The sequence below is a fragment of the Nocardia sp. NPDC041819 genome (genome assembly GCF_055590505.1).
In genome coordinates, this window is the sequence record NZ_JBVJAP010000016.1 from 1 (window position 1) to 13,598 (window position 13,598).

Genomic DNA, 13,598 nt, shown 5'->3' on the forward strand with positions numbered 1-13,598 from the left:
CACTCCTACGCGCTCAGCGCACCGCAACTCCCGGTTTCGAGCGAAGCGAGACCGAGCATGTTCCGTTCGCGGCCCGGCTCGCGTTTGCGCGGCCGTCGCGTAGGCGACGAAGGAGCAAGCGGCGGTCGCGCAAACGCGAGCCACAAGAGGGCCGCGAACACCCAGCGCCGCAGGCGCTGGCAAAACCAACACAGGGCCGCGAACACCCAGCGCCGAAGGCGCTGGAAAACAAATACAGTGCGAGACTGTGTTGCATGCCACCATCGCGCAGCGATCGCCGAGAAGCGCAGCACGACGGCAACGCCGTGTGCGAGGTCGACGCTGTCGCTCGCAGTGACGCCGCCATCCGGGCGGCCGCCGCCGAATTGATCGGGCTCTCGCACTCGATTCACGACGAACCCGAACTGGCGTTCGAGGAGACCCGCAGCGTCGCCAAGACCATGGCACCGCTGGCCGAGCGCGGTTTCGAGATCGAGAGCGGGGTCGCCGACCTGCCGACGGCCTTCCGCGCGCGCTATGGCAGCGGGTCGCTGACCGTCGGTCTCTGCGCGGAGTACGACGCGCTACCCGAGATCGGGCACGCCTGCGGGCACAACATCATCGCCGCGGCCGCGGTGGGCGCGGCGCTGGGTCTCGCCGAGGTCGCCGACGCGCTGGATCTCACCGTGCTGGTGTTCGGCACGCCCGCCGAGGAGAGCGGCGGTGGCAAGGTGCTCATGCTGGAGCGCGGAGTGTTCGACGACGTCGCGATGGCGATGATGGTGCACCCGGGTCCGCTCGACATCGTCGGCGCCCGCTCGCTGGCTCTGGCCGATGTGTCGGTGGTATTCCACGGACGGGAGGCGCACGCCAGCGCGGCCCCGGAGCAGGGTCGCAACGCGGGCGACGCCGTGACCGTCGCGCAGGTTGCTCTGGGGTTGCTACGGCAGCATCTCCTGCCTGGCCAGCAACTGCACGGTATAGTCGGCGACGGTGGCGTAGCTCCCAACATCGTGCCCGGACGTGCGGAACTGCTGTATTACCTACGCGCAGTCGACTCCGCATCCCTCGACGATCTGACGCGACGAGCGTCGGCTTGCTTCGAGGCGGGCGCCCTTGCGACCGGCTGCAACCACGAAATCCGGACGCTCGCGCCGACGTATACCGAGCTGACCCCGGATCCGGAATTACTGCTGGCCTATCGCGAGCAGCTCACCGGACTGGGACGCGTGCCGCTCGCTCCGGAGTTCGAGGCGCAGCGGCCGCTGGGCAGCACCGATATGGGGAACGTCACCAACGTCATTCCGGGCATTCACCCGGTCATCGGCATCGATGCCGGTGGTGCGGTGACACATCAGCCAGGCTTCGCCGCGGCCAGCGTCAATGCCTCGGCGGATCGTGCGGTCCTCGACGGTGCGCTCGCGCTCGCGCGTACCGCTATCGCCGTCGCCCGCGATGACATCCATAGAGACAGGTTGTTGCAACGGCTAGTTCAACGACAGGAGGACATTCGGTGAGCACAACCGGCCGTTCGGCGGCGCAGGCGACGGGCCCGGCAGCGGGCGTCCGCGTGGCCACGGAGGGCCCCGGCAGCTCCGCGGCGCCGGAGACCGTGGGATCCGGGCGGGAAGCGGTGGAGTCGTGGCTGGCCGACCACACGGTCGATCTCGTCCAGTGGCGCAGGCACATCCACGCCAACCCGGAACTGTCCCGTACCGAGTTCGGCACGACCGAGTTCGTCTCGGCGTGGCTGACCAAGGCGGGTCTGACGCCGCAGGTTCTGCCCGGCGGCACCGGCTTGATCTGTGATATCGGACCGGACGGCCCGCGCATCGGCCTGCGCGCCGACATGGACGCGCTGCCACTGCAGGAGTTCACCGGACTGCCATTCGCCTCCACGGTGCCGGGCGTGTCGCACGCGTGCGGCCACGACGCGCACACCACCATCCTGCTCGGCACGGCACTGGCCTTGGCCGAGGCGCCGGAACTGCCGGTCAGCGTGCGGCTGGTCTTCCAGCCCGCCGAGGAGATCATGCCGGGCGGCGCGATCGACGTGGTCGCCGCCGGCGCGATGACGGGCGTGGAGCGGATCTTCGCGCTGCACTGCGACCCGCGCCTCGAGGTGGGCCGGATCGGTATCCGCGTGGGCGCGATCACCTCCGCCGCCGACACCATCGAGCTGGTGCTCGACTCGCCGGGCGGCCACACCTCCCGTCCGCACCTGACCAGTGACTTGGTCTACGCGATCGGCTCGGTCATCACCGGCCTGCCCGGCCTGCTCAGCCGCCGCATCGATCCGCGCACCAGCACCGTGATGGTGTGGGGCGCGGTGAGCGCGGGGAAGGCGCCCAACGCCATTCCGCAGACCGGCATGCTCACCGGCACCATCCGCACCGGAGATCACGGCACCTGGTCGTTGCTGGAGCCGATGGTGCGCGAGATCGTCGACGGCCTGCTGGCCCCGACGGGCGTGCGCTACCAGCTGAACTACCGGCGCGGCGTGCCCCCTGTGGTCAACGACGAGCATTCCACCCGCATCTTCGAGGACGCGATCCGCGCGCTCGGCCCCGACGCGCTGGCCGACACCCCGCAGTCCGGCGGCGGCGAGGACTTCTCCTGGTACCTGGAGAAGGTGCCGGGCGCGATGGCACGCCTGGGGGTCTGGTCCGGCGAGGGCGAACAGTTGGATCTGCACCAGCCGACCTTCGACATCGATGAGCGGGCGCTCGAGGTCGGCGTCCGGGTGCTGAGCAATCTCGTGCTCGACGCGGGCTCCATCTGATTTCCAGCGCCTGCGGCGCTGGGTGTTCGCGGCCCCTTTGTGGCGCGCGTCCGAGCGGGCGAGACTCGCGCCTGCGGCGCATGCGCTTCGCCCACTCGGACGCGCGCCGGGCCGCGAACGGTGCTCGACGGCCTCGCACTGGAGGGGGCTGGGAGTGCGCCGACGGCTTGGCCGACCCGGAAGGGTCGGCCAAGCCGCCGTTGCGGTGTGACAGGGGGTCAGCCGAAGTTGCCCGGGCCGACGTTGCGGCTGTTGCGAGTGCGTAGGGCGTGTACGTAATCCTCTGGCGCGCCCGCTTTTTCGGCGGCGTCGGCGATCACGCCGATATAGCGTGCCGAGGGCAGGCCGCCCTCGTAGGCGTCCAGCACGTAGAGCCAGGCCAGCGTGGGCTCCCCGCCGTCGGCGTTGCGGGTGACGCGCAGGCGGATCTTCCTGTGGATACCGAAGTCCGAGCCCTCCCACCGGTCCAACCGCTGTTCGTCCTCCGGGGACACGTCGTAGAGCACGACGAAGACCCGGGAACCGGGGTCCTCGACGACCGTCGCGAGAGGCCCTTCCCAGCCGATGTCGTCACCGGCAAAGGTCAGCCGCCAGCCCTCCAACCAGCCCGTCCCGGACATGGGGGAGTGCGGACAGCGCTCGAGCATCTGCGTCGAGTCCATGTTGGACCCGTAAGCGGCATAGATCGGCACCAGCAAAGGGTAGCCAATAACCTTCACAGACCGCGTTCGATTGCCGCACCTGCGGCGCGGCGCGCGGCGGGGACCCGCTGCGCAGCGGTAACGCGGTCGGTAGTGCGAGGTGGTTGCCGGATAACGTTTACCCCGTGCCGGAGATCCCGGCGCGAAGCACGAGCGGAGGTATCAATGACCCGCATCGCGATCATCGGTGGCGGACCGGCCGGCTATGAGGCGGCTCTGGTGGCGGCCCAGCACGGAGCGTCGGTGACGCTGATCGATTCCGACGGGATCGGCGGGGCCTGCGTGCTGTGGGACTGCGTCCCTTCGAAAACCTTCATCGCCTCGACCGGCGTGCGCACCGACCTGCGCCGCGCTCGCGATCTCGGCATCACCCTGGACCCGAACCAGGCACACGTGCAGCTGACCGAGGTGAACGCGCGCGTGAAGGCGCTGGCGCTCGCGCAGTCCTCCGACATCCGCTCGAAGTTGCAGACCGTCGGAGTGACCGTGCTGGCGGGCTACGGCGAGCTGATCGAACGCGGCGGCGGCCTGGCCGCGCACCGGGTACTGGCCAAGCTGGCCGACGGCGCGCAGCAGACCATCGAGGCCGAGGTCGTGCTGATCGCCACCGGCGCGAGCCCGCGCGTGCTGCCGGGCGCGGAACCGGACGGTGAGCGCATCCTCAACTGGCGTCAGCTCTACGACCTGGAGGAACTGCCGGAGACCCTGGTGGTCGTCGGTTCCGGTGTGACGGGCGCGGAGTTCGTCTCCGCCTACACCGAGATGGGTGTGCGGGTGAAGCTGGTCTCCAGCCGCGACCGCGTGCTGCCCGGCGAGGACGCCGACGCCGCGCTGGTGCTGGAGGACGCGCTCGCCGAGCGCGGCGTCGAACTGGTCAAGCACGCGCGCGCGGACGCGGTGGAGCGCACCGCCGACGGCATCGTGGTCAAGCTCTCCGACGGGCGCACCGTTTCCGGCTCGCACGCGCTGATGACCGTCGGTTCGACGCCCAACACGGGAGGCCTCGGGCTGGAGCGGGTCGGCATCGAACTCGACCGCGGTGGTTACCTGCGGGTGGACCGCGTGTCGCGCACCTCGGTGCCGGGCATCTACGCAGCGGGCGACTGCACCGGCCTGCTGCCGCTGGCCTCGGTGGCCGCGATGCAGGGACGCATCGCGATGTACCACGCGCTCGGCGAGGGTGTCAGTCCGATTCGCCTGAAGACCGTTGCCTCCGCGGTGTTCACCAGGCCGGAGATCGCGACCGTGGGCGTCAGCCAGACCGCGATCGACAACGGCGAGGTTCCCGCGCGCACGGTGATGCTGCCGCTGAACACGAACCCGCGCGCCAAGATGTCGAGTCTGCGGCGTGGTTTCGTCAAGATCTTCTGCCGTCCCGCGACCGGCGTGGTGATCGGCGGCGTCGTCGTCGCGCCGATCGCCTCGGAGCTGATCCTGCCGATCGCCCTTGCCGTGCAGAACAATCTGACGGTCAACGACCTGGCCCAGACCTTCTCGGTGTACCCGTCGCTCACCGGTTCGGTGACCGAGGCGGCGCGGTTGCTGATGCGGCACGACGACCTCGACTGACCTCTTTCCGGCGCATCCGGTGCCGTGTCCGATCCCGGACATCGTGCCCGGTGAACTCGGGGCAGGCACGGGATGCGGGCGCTCTTGCCAGCCATGGCTATTCGCCGCGTTGCCCATCGTGCGCACATGTGGTTCACTCTCGGCAGAGATGCGATCGAAGGACGGTCGCGGAGTTCGGTGTGGGGGGAAGGGTCCTTTCCGAATCGGCACGGCGAACGGCCCGGGTCGTTCGACGATCAGGCGTCTCACCCAGGGACAACTGTATGCGGCCGATTCGGCCGCACCCGGGAAGGAAGCGCGAAAAGTGAAACATCGTAAGCCGAGTCGGGCGCAGCGAGCGATGGCGAGCACCTCGTTGCCACTGGCCACAGCGGCTGCAGTGGCCACTCTCTTCGCTGCTCCCGCGGGGGCGGCTCCGAACGATCCGACCACTCCGCCGACGCCCGCTCCCACGCAGCCGGGCGTGAACGAGTCGCCGAGCACCCCGGAGACCACGCAGCCGGAGCCGAACAAGCCCGAGTCCAAGCAGGATTCGGAGAAGCCGGAGAGCAAGCCGACGCCGCGTCAGCCGGGCGTCACCACGCCGGAGTCGGACCACGCCGCGCCCGACCAGAAGGATCCGAAGCTCGCCAAGCCGACCCAGCCGGGCGTGACCCCGCCGCGTGTCGCGCCGCTGCCGGTCCCCGGCCAGCAGAAGCCGAGCGACCCGCAGGCCGCGGTCTCGCCGGACCAGGCCGCGCCGCAGCCCGGGCAGCAGGCGGCTCCGCAGCCCGGCCAGCAGGCCGCGCCGCAGCCGGACGCCCAGAGCGACAACGCCCCGGCACGGCAGCCGGAGAGCTCCACGCTGGTGCAGCCGCAGGCGCAGCCGCGCTGGCAGGCGCCACGTATGGAGGCAGCCCCGGCCGCCCCGGTCGTGGAGATGACCGGTCCGCACGCGGAGATCGGCGCGAACATCGACGGCGGCACCTTGCTGCCGGGCCACGTGGCCAACACCCACCACTTCAGTAACGAGGCCGGGTACGTCGGCACCATCGGCTACCGCACGCCGACCGGCGCGGGCGAAGCCGGTGTCTCGGTGGAGTTCGTCGACAAGAACACCGTCAAGCTGACCACCTACACCGGTGGCGAGGGCCTGGCGTCGAACAACACCACGTCGGTGTTCGACACCACGCAGCTGAACCAGGCCAAGGCCGCGGTGGAGGACTGGATCCGCGAGCAGCCGGGCGGCGCGGCCGCCCTGGACGCCGCCGCACAGGTTAAGCTTCCGCTTCAGCCGGGCGACTTCGCTCCGCAGACCGTCGACGTGGGTGGTGCCACCACGCAGTGGGGTGGTTCACTCCAGTACTGACACGTGCTGTTTTCGACGGGTGGGGCGGCCGTTCGCGGCCGCCCCACTTGTGTGTCCTGGGAAAGGATTGGGTGTGACCTCCGAGGGTGATGCGAGGGAGAACGAATCCGACCAGTCCGGTTCGGAGTTCGGTCCGTCGTTGGGGGAGTTCGGGCCGCCGGTTTCCGAGTTCGGGCCGCCCGTCGCGGAATTCGGTCCCCCGATGGGCGCGAACACCGGCCCGGGCTGGCAGGTGCCGCAGCAGTCGGCCGACCACCCCGAACTCACCTGGCGTCCGGCAGGGCAGCCGGAGACGACGCCCGCACTGTCCCCGCAGTTTCGCGCGCCGGATTCGACGGTCTACTCCGAACGGCCGGTAGCGCCGCCCGCGGCTTCCCAGCCCCACCCGCCTGCCGCGGAGGCCGCGCGCCCGCAGCCCAAAAACGGCGAGCAGGACTCGTGGTGGAACCGGCCGACGCTGGAAGGCGGCGTTCCGAAGCCTCCGCCGCCCTCCGAGTCGGCTCTGTCCTGGGCCGAGGACCCGGTCGCCATGCGGCTTGCGCTGCGCCTTCCCGATAAGCCCCCGCCTGCGCGGCGTAGTCCCTCGCGGCGCTGGGTCGTGCTGGGGACGCTCGCGGCGGTGGTGGCGTTGGTCGCGCTGACGGTGACCATCGTGATGGCCGGCGGCAGCGACGACGGCCAGGACGGCACGGCCGCTTCGGCCGCGACCAGCGCCGTGGCGATGAACTGCCCGACCCGCACCGAGGGCAATGTCACCTTCGGCAACGGCTCGGGTGATACGAGCAGTGGGATCCGCGCGATTCTCGGCTTCGAGCATGCGTACTATTCCGAGCGCAGCGCTACCCGCGCGCACACTTTCGTGGCACCGGGCGCGAACGTCGAACCGCCTGTCGACCTGCAGAAGACCATCGACCAGCACATCCCGCAGGGCACGGCCTATTGCCTTCGGATCGCGGAGATGGCCCCCGACCGCTTCAACGTCGAGCTCACCGAGCGCCGCCCCGACGGCACCGAGGCCAAGTACTTCCCCGTGATCACCACCGTGAACCTGGACGGACGGACCCTCATCTATCTGATCGATTGACTCCATTTTCTCAAAATGTGAGATTCTGATTTCAGAGTCTGGTACGAATGTGCGACAGTGGGGTATCGCGCATTCCTTGGAGGTGTCCATGTCGTCGATCACTCCACCGTTGGCCCGGCGTCTCGGCGGCCTGCAGAGTTCGGCGATTCGTGATCTGCTGAAGGTGGCCGCGCGCGACGACGTGGTCAGTCTGGCGGGCGGCCTGCCCGACGAGCAGTTGATGCCGCGTGACCGGATCGCGCAGGCCGCGGAGTCGGCGCTGGCGGACCGCGCACGACTGCAATACACCGAATCGGCGGGCTGGGGCCCGCTGCGTGAGGTGCTCGCGGCACGCGAGACCGCGCGGCTTGGGCGGCCGGTGCCGCTCGAGGAGGTGTTCGTCACCCACGGTTCTCAGCAGGCGCTGTCGCTGCTCGCCGAAGTGCTGCTGGACCCTGGTGCGCTCGTCGTGGTCGAGGATCCGGCGTACGTCGGCGCGCTGCAGGTGTTCCGTGCCGCCGGATCGCGCATCGTCACCGTTCCGCTCGATGCCGAGGGTATGCGGGTCGACGCGCTGGCGGACCTGCTCGGCCGCGGCGAGCGGCCCGCGCTGGTGCACACGGTGAGCAATTTCCACAATCCGCGCGGCGTCACCATGAGCCCGGGGCGTCGTCGTGAACTCGCCGAACTCGCCGAGCGGTATGGATTCTGGGTGATCGAAGACGATCCATACGGCGAACTGTGGTTCGACAACCCATCGCCGGAGCCGGTCGCGGCGCATTCGTCCCACGTGATCCGGCTGTCGAGCGCGTCGAAGACGCTGGCTCCGACCTTGCGGGTGGGCTGGATGACCGCGCCCGACGCGGTGTGCAGGGGTGTGGAGTTGCTGAAGCAGGGCGCGGACCTGTGCGGATCCGCTCTCACCCAGCAGATCGCCGCCGAGCTGCTCGCCGATGCCGAGTGGCTGGGAGCGCATGTGCGGGAGGTCCGGCGCGTCTATGGTGCGCGAGCGCGTGTGCTGGTGGACGAACTGCGCATGCGCTTCGGTGACCGGCTGGTGAGCACCGACGCCGCGGGTGGCATGTTCGTATGGGTCGATTTCACCGATGGCACCGACACCGTGGACTTGTTGCCCCGCGCCGTCGATCTCGGCGTCGCCTACGTCCCCGGCGAGGCGTTCGCGGTCTCCGGCGCCCATCGGAATTCGATGCGTCTGTGCTTCACCACCTCGGAGGCGGCGACGCTTCGGGAGGCGGTCGCGCGCTTGGCGCACGCGATAGGTGAATAGGCTCGGGCGCAACGAGTTTCGATTGCTTCCGGATGGATTCACCCGATAGGGTTGCGCACATCCAATAGGAGGGGAGTAATTCGATGATCGTGAAATTGCTTGCGAGCGCTGTGATCGCCGTCGGCATGGTCTCGCTGGTGCCGGGTGTCGCTTCGGCGCACCACTGCCAGCCGGTGACGACGTGGTGCCATCCGGGCTGACGGAGTCGCCGGCCGGGAACCGAGTCTCGGCCATCTCGATCGGGCCGGTTCGATCTTCGAACCGGCCCGATCTTCGTCTCGCGGGTCTACTGCGAGACCGGGTCAACGGCGACACTGCCGCCGCGCGAACTCGGCTCGCAGCGGTCGCCGATCACTTCTCGGCCGGGTGGACCGACCGACCGGTCGAAGGGAGGCGGTACGGCGAGCGAAATACCATCCCGGTGCGGTCGTCAGTCCACCCAGCCGTAGGTGCGCTCGACGGCCTTGTTCCACGCGGCGTAGTGCTCGTCCCGGTCGGCGTCCGACATCGCGGGGTGCCAGGTCTTGTCGGCGGTCCAGTTGGCGCGGATGTCATCGGTGCCCGCCCAGTAACCGACGGCGAGCCCGGCCGCGTACGCCGCGCCGAGCGCCGTGGTCTCGTTGACCACCGGGCGCACCACGGGCACGTCGAGGATGTCGGATTGGAACTGCATGAGCAGGTCGTTGGCGACCATGCCGCCGTCCACCTTCAATGTGGTCAGTTCCAGGCCGAGCCGCTGGGACTCGGCGTCCGCGCGCATCGCGTCGACCACCTCACGGGTCTGGAACGCGGTGGATTCCAGCACCGCGCGCGCGAGGTGTGCTTTGGTGACGAAACGGGTGAGCCCGGCGATCACGCCGCGCGCGTCCGGACGCCAGCGGGGAGCGAACAGCCCCGAGAAGGCGGGAACGATGTAGGCGCCGCCGTTGTCGTCGACGCTGCGGGCCAGCGGCTCGATCTCGTCGGCGGCGGAGATGATGCCCAGGTTGTCCCGGAACCACTGCACGAGTGAGCCGGTGACCGCGATCGAGCCCTCCAAGGCATACACCGCGTCCGCGTCACCGAGGCGGTAACACACCGTGGTGAGCAGGCCATGCTTGCTGAACACCGGTGTGGTGCCGGTATTGAGCAGCATGAAATTGCCGGTGCCGTAAGTGTTCTTGGCCTCGCCCGGCGACAAGCAGGCCTGGCCGAAGGTGGCGGCCTGCTGGTCGCCGAGGATACCCGCGACCGGTACCCCGGCCAGCGGTCCGGAACTGATCGGGGCGTAAACCTCCGAGGAACTGCGCACCTGCGGCAGCATCGACTCCGGCACGCCGAACTCCGCGCAGATCTCCGAATCCCACTGCAAGGAGCGCAGGTCCAGCAGCATGGTGCGGGAGGCGTTGGTCACATCGGTGATGTGCTCGCCGGTGAGATTCCACAGCACCCAGCTGTCGACGGTGCCGAAGCACAGCTCGCCCGCCTCCGCGCGCTCTCGTGCACCCGGCACGTTGTCCAGGATCCAGCGCAGCTTCGGCCCCGCGAAATAGGTGGACAGCGGGAGTCCGGTGCGATCCTGGTAGCGGGCCGGTCCCGCCTCGCCGCCCAGTTCGGCGCACAGCCGGTCGGTGCGGGTGTCCTGCCAGACGATCGCGTTGTACACCGGCCGCCCGGTCGCGCGATCCCACACCACCGTCGTCTCGCGCTGGTTGGTGACTCCCACCGCGGCGATGTCCTCAGCGCCGAGCCCGCTGCGCTCCAGCACGTCGCCGAGGACGAATTCGGTATCGCGCCAGATGGTTTCGGGATCATGCTCCACCCAGCCCGGTTGCGGGAAGATCTGCTCGTGCTCACGCTGGGCGACGCCGACGACGTGCCCATGACGGTCGAAGACGATGCACCGACTCGAGGTCGTGCCCTGATCGATGGCGGCCACATAGCGACGCATGCGCTGAGTTTATTGGCCGCGACTGCGTCGCGGCGTGTTCGCGGCCCCTTTGTGGCTCGCGTTTGCGCGACCGCCGCTTGCTCCTTCGTCGCCTACGCGACGGTCGCGCAAACGCGAGCCGGGCCGCGAACGGAACATGCTCGGTCTCGCTTCGCTCGAAACCGGGAGTTGGGGTGCGCTGGGCAGGTGGGTATCGGAGCTCACTACCCGTAGCACGGTCGATAGTGGCCCGGTTGTCGTCCCGGGCGTGACCGCTGCTTGTTTCTTCGGCGCCTACACGACCGCCACTGGAACGCGAGCCGGGCCGCGAACGGCGCGTGCTCGGCTCAGGCATGGTGCATGGGACTTGCGGTGGCTGACTCGAGAAGGCGGTGAGCGCGGTGCGGTGTGGGCTGCCTCACCGGCCGGTGGGGACAACTCGCCGCTCGACTAGGGTGGATCTTGTTACCGGCGAGTAGGCCGGGGCGACACGAACCGGGGCGCGGGCGCTCGATCCGTGGCGGTTCGCCTAGCCTGGACCTGAACGCTCGATCGGACACATCCGCGTCGGCTGGAGGAGTCGAGCATGGCCAAGAAACCGGATTCGCAGGCCCTCGGGCCGGAGCAGCGCAGGGTGGCCTGGGAGCGCTTCGGCAAAGATCATTTCGATGTGGTCGTCGTCGGCGGTGGCGTGGTGGGGGCCGGCATCGCGTTGGACGCGGCGACGAGGGGGTTGCAGGTCGCCCTGGTCGAGGCCCGCGATCTCGGGTCGGGCACCTCCAGCCGGTCGTCGAAGATGTTCCACGGCGGGCTGCGATATCTGGAACAGCTGGAGTTCGGATTGGTACGCGAGGCGCTGCGGGAACGCGAGCTCACGCTGTCCACCCTGGCGCCGCACCTGGTGAAGCCGCTGCGGTTCCTGTACCCGCTGACCCACCGGGTCTGGGAGCGGCCGTATGTGGCCGCCGGCCTGGCCCTCTACGACACCATGGGCGGCGCCAAATCCGTACCGGGTCAACAGCATCTGACCCGCGCGGGCGCTCTGCGGCTGGCGCCGGGGCTGCGGCGCGACTCGCTGATCGGCGGTGTCGCCTACTACGACACGGTCGTCGACGACGCGCGCCACACCATGATGGTGGCGCGCACGGCCGCGCACTACGGCGCGGTGATCCGCACGTCCACCCAGGTGGTCGGGTTCCTGCGGGAGGCGGACCGGGTGGTCGGCGTGAAGGTGCGCGACACCGAGGACGGGCGTACCGGCGAGGTCCGTGGGCATGTGGTGATCAACGCGACCGGCGTGTGGACCGACGAAGTCCAAGCCCTGTCGCACCAGCGGGGCCGGTTCCACGTGCGGGCTTCGAAAGGCGTGCACATCGTGGTGCCCAGAGACCGGATCGTCAGCGACACCGCGATCATCCTGCGCACCGCGACTTCGGTGCTGTTCGTCATCCCCTGGGGCGCTCACTGGATCATCGGCACCACCGACACGGACTGGAATCTCGATTTGGCCCATCCGGCCGCGACCAAGGCCGATATCGACTACCTGCTGGAGCGGGTGAACGAGGTGCTGGTCACGCCGCTCACCCCCGACGACATCGACGGCGTGTACGCCGGGCTGCGCCCGCTGCTGGCGGGGGAGAGCGACGAGACGTCCAAGCTGTCGCGCGAGCACGCGGTCGCCCGGGTCGCACCCGGTCTGATCGGCATCGCGGGTGGCAAGTACACCACCTATCGGGTGATGGCCTACGACGCGGTAGACGAAGTGGCTGAGGACATTCCGGCCCGGGTCTCGCCGTCGGTCACCGCGAAGGTGCCGCTGCTGGGGGCCGACGGGTATTTCGCGCTGGTCAATCAGACAGTGCAGCTGGCCGAGACCTTCGGCGTGCATCCGTACCGGATCAAGCACCTGCTGGACCGGTACGGGTCGCTCATCGAGGAGGTCATGGCCTTCGCCGCCGACAAACCCGAACTCCTGCAGCCGATTACGGACGCGCCATCCTATCTGCAGGTGGAGGCGGTCTACGCGGCGGCGGCCGAGGGCGCCCTGCACCTGGACGACGTCCTGGCCCGGCGGACCAGGATTTCGATCGAGTATCCGCATCGCGGAGCCAATTGTGCCGAGCAGGTGGCCCAGCTGATCGCACCCATCCTGGGCTGGGACGACGAGGAGATCGACCGAGAGGTCCAGACCTATCAGGCGCGGGTCGACGCGGAAGTCCACTCGCAGACCCAACCGGACGACGCCTCCGCCGATGCCCTGCGGATCGCGGCTCCGGAGCCGCGCCCCGAGATTCTGGAGCCGGTGCCATCCGAAGGGTGAGCCGGCCGGTCTACTCGTTGGACGGTCGCGCCCCGGAGTGCGATCAGTTCTCGCCGACGGGCGCTTCCATCCGCATCGCCCAGTCGACCAGGGAGCGCAGATAGCGCAGCACCAGTTCGTCCGGGTACTCCATCGGGTCGATGAGGTGCAGGCGGGCCAGTTCCTCCATGGCGGCCAACAGGATTCGCTCCGTCGGGCCGTTCGGATCCACGGTGACCCCGAGATGTCGGGACAGGTGGCGCGCGCCGATCGCCCTGGCGTAGGCGCGGCCGAGCGCGAGGCGCTCACGCAGTTCGGGCGGACCGCCGTCGAATGGGCTGAGGATGATGCGCCAGCTGGTCGGCGCCGCGTGCAGGTAGGCGAGGATGCCACGGCCGACACGGTCCACGTCGCCGTGGTCCCAGTCCACGCTGCGCACACCGGCGAACGCGATGGCCGACTCGCGATCCAGCAGTGCCGCCGTCAGCCCGGACAAATCGGTGAACTGCTGGTATACCAGCGCACGGGCCACCCGCGCCTCGCGCGCCACCCGATCGATGCTCACCGCGCCGAAGCCATCGGTGGCGACGATGTCACGCGCCACGTCCAGTAGTTGGGTACGGCGGTCGGCGGCGGACATCCGGCGCTTCGGCCGCGCGG

At 69.3% G+C, this 13,598-nt stretch carries 10 protein-coding genes; 7 read left to right on the forward strand and 3 right to left on the reverse strand.

Translation table 11 applies throughout. The features are described 5' to 3' along the window. Positions 1–254 precede the first annotated feature (254 nt). The gene (locus ACZ6DL_RS31615; protein ID WP_466056603.1) at positions 255–1,496 is read left to right on the forward strand and encodes a M20 family metallopeptidase; all 1,242 of its coding nucleotides are present in this window, start codon (positions 255–257) and stop codon (positions 1,494–1,496) included. 116 nt (positions 1,497–1,612) lie between these two features. Next, complete coding sequence (locus ACZ6DL_RS31620; protein ID WP_466056767.1) at positions 1,613–2,761, forward strand: M20 family metallopeptidase; 1,149 nt, start codon at positions 1,613–1,615, stop codon at positions 2,759–2,761. 218 nt (positions 2,762–2,979) lie between these two features. On the opposite strand, the gene ACZ6DL_RS31625 is transcribed toward ACZ6DL_RS31620, so the two are convergent. Beyond that, positions 2,980–3,453, reverse strand: a complete 474-nt coding sequence (locus tag ACZ6DL_RS31625) for a gamma-glutamylcyclotransferase family protein (protein WP_063051589.1) — start codon at positions 3,451–3,453, stop codon at positions 2,980–2,982. Between the two features lie 174 nt (positions 3,454–3,627). On the opposite strand from ACZ6DL_RS31625, the gene ACZ6DL_RS31630 reads away from it, so the two are divergent. From ACZ6DL_RS31630 to ACZ6DL_RS31645, 4 genes are all read left to right on the forward strand, one after another. Further along, positions 3,628–5,031, forward strand: coding sequence for an NAD(P)H-quinone dehydrogenase (locus tag ACZ6DL_RS31630; RefSeq protein WP_466056606.1), 1,404 nt, complete (start codon positions 3,628–3,630; stop codon positions 5,029–5,031). Positions 5,032–5,410: 379 nt separating this feature from the next. After that, positions 5,411–6,379 carry a hypothetical protein gene (locus tag ACZ6DL_RS31635; RefSeq protein WP_393240310.1) on the forward strand — a complete coding sequence of 323 codons (969 nt, stop codon included), beginning with the start codon at positions 5,411–5,413 and terminating at the stop codon, positions 6,377–6,379. A 73-nt stretch (positions 6,380–6,452) separates the two neighbouring features. Then, positions 6,453–7,463, forward strand: a complete 1,011-nt coding sequence (locus ACZ6DL_RS31640) for a DUF8176 domain-containing protein (protein WP_466056608.1) — start codon at positions 6,453–6,455, stop codon at positions 7,461–7,463. A gap of 88 nt (positions 7,464–7,551) precedes the next feature. Next, positions 7,552–8,730 carry an aminotransferase-like domain-containing protein gene (locus ACZ6DL_RS31645; RefSeq protein WP_466056610.1) on the forward strand — a complete coding sequence of 393 codons (1,179 nt, stop codon included), beginning with the start codon at positions 7,552–7,554 and terminating at the stop codon, positions 8,728–8,730. Between the two features lie 430 nt (positions 8,731–9,160). Here ACZ6DL_RS31645 and glpK read toward each other — a convergent pair whose 3' ends face one another. Further along, complete coding sequence (glpK, locus tag ACZ6DL_RS31650; protein WP_466056612.1) at positions 9,161–10,660, reverse strand: glycerol kinase GlpK; 1,500 nt, start codon at positions 10,658–10,660, stop codon at positions 9,161–9,163. A 565-nt stretch (positions 10,661–11,225) separates the two neighbouring features. On the opposite strand from glpK, the gene ACZ6DL_RS31655 reads away from it, so the two are divergent. Next, positions 11,226–12,959, forward strand: coding sequence for a glycerol-3-phosphate dehydrogenase/oxidase (locus ACZ6DL_RS31655; protein WP_466056614.1), 1,734 nt, complete (start codon positions 11,226–11,228; stop codon positions 12,957–12,959). Positions 12,960–13,002: 43 nt separating this feature from the next. On the opposite strand, the gene ACZ6DL_RS31660 is transcribed toward ACZ6DL_RS31655, so the two are convergent. After that, complete coding sequence (locus tag ACZ6DL_RS31660) at positions 13,003–13,578, reverse strand: TetR/AcrR family transcriptional regulator (protein ID WP_466056768.1); 576 nt, start codon at positions 13,576–13,578, stop codon at positions 13,003–13,005. Positions 13,579–13,598: the final 20 nt, after the last annotated feature.